The sequence below is a fragment of the Streptomyces sp. NPDC002671 genome, from assembly GCF_053592475.1.
In genome coordinates this window covers 1-1,165 of record NZ_JBSFVU010000178.1, presented here as the reverse complement: position 1 = coordinate 1,165, position 1,165 = coordinate 1, and the positions used below count along the sequence as shown (strand labels likewise).

The following is a 1,165-nucleotide window of genomic DNA, read 5'->3' as shown; positions in this document are numbered from 1 at the left end:
CGGAGCGCGGCGGCCGGTCAACTGGGCACGCTGCGCATCGGATACAGCCTCAGCGCCGGGGCCGAGACTGCACCGGCCCTGGTGGACAGGCTCATTCGCAGCAGCCCGGGACTCGAGGTCGGCGCGGTCCCGATGGCGACACCGGAGATCTCCCCCGCGGTCGCCGACGGCCGCATCGATGCCGGGATCACCCGCGGTGAACAGCCGGGCCGTGGCGTGCGCCGGTTCCTGCTGCGGCGTGCGCGCATCGGGGTCCAGCTGGCGCAGCACCATCCGCTGGCCGAACACCCGGAGATCGAGATCGCCGACGCGGCCGCGTATCCGCTGCGACTCCCCGACCGTGCGGCCAACCCCGTGATCCACGATCAGCTGTCCGCACTGTTCCGAGACACCCGACCACACCCCCGATTCCACACGCCCGCAGTCTCTTTCGACATGTCTCAGCGCGACCTACGCGACGGGCTCACCCTCGCCCCGGCCGGAGAAGCCGCGGCCACGGCACAACCGGCCGGTCTCACCTGGCGACCGCTGCGGGGCGCACCCACCTTGACGATCCACCTGGTCCTCCCACGCGAGCAGTCGCCGCTACACCGCCGCATCCGTGCCGTCGCCAAAACCCTGGCGCACGAGCTGCACTGGCTGCCGGACTGACGCGCAGCAGGTCACGCGAGACGGACGCCTGCGGTGGCGAGGCCGAAGACCTTGCGCCCGGCGGACTTCGAGGTGATGACGACGGCGGTCTTGCTGAATGTCCGACACGACCTCGCTACGCCGGCGGATCAGCATCCGATGATGGCCCCGGGTCCGGTCCGAGTCGTACACCGCGGCGACGTCCTCGCCCAGCCCGAGATCTCGGCGGATACCGCGCCTTCGCCGACGCCGAACCGGACAAGCACGGGTAACCGGCGGGAACGCCCTCCGTCAACGGCGTCCATGACGTCGGTCAATGCTAAACGCCAACCACTGTTCCATTGCTCCCCGAGGCCGTCTTCCCGCACACCTGTGTCTGCCGCCACTGTCAAAAGCTCGGTAGCACACCAGTGATGTAGCACACCAGTGATGTGGTGGGTGGGATTCGAAACGGTCATCTGGACCGGTGAGGGCGGCGAGCCAACCTGGTACGAGACCTTCGAAGGCGAGGCGAAGCGCGGCTTCTGCCCGACCT

The 1,165-nt window shown here is 69.1% G+C and carries 1 protein-coding gene; it reads left to right on the top strand.

Features of this window, described 5'->3' with window-relative positions; all coding sequences use genetic code 11:
- A partial coding sequence (locus tag ACWD35_RS45590; RefSeq protein WP_451357196.1) for a LysR substrate-binding domain-containing protein occupies nucleotides 1-651 on the top strand: 651 nt, incomplete at its 5' end.
- Nucleotides 652-1,165: the final 514 nt, after the last annotated feature.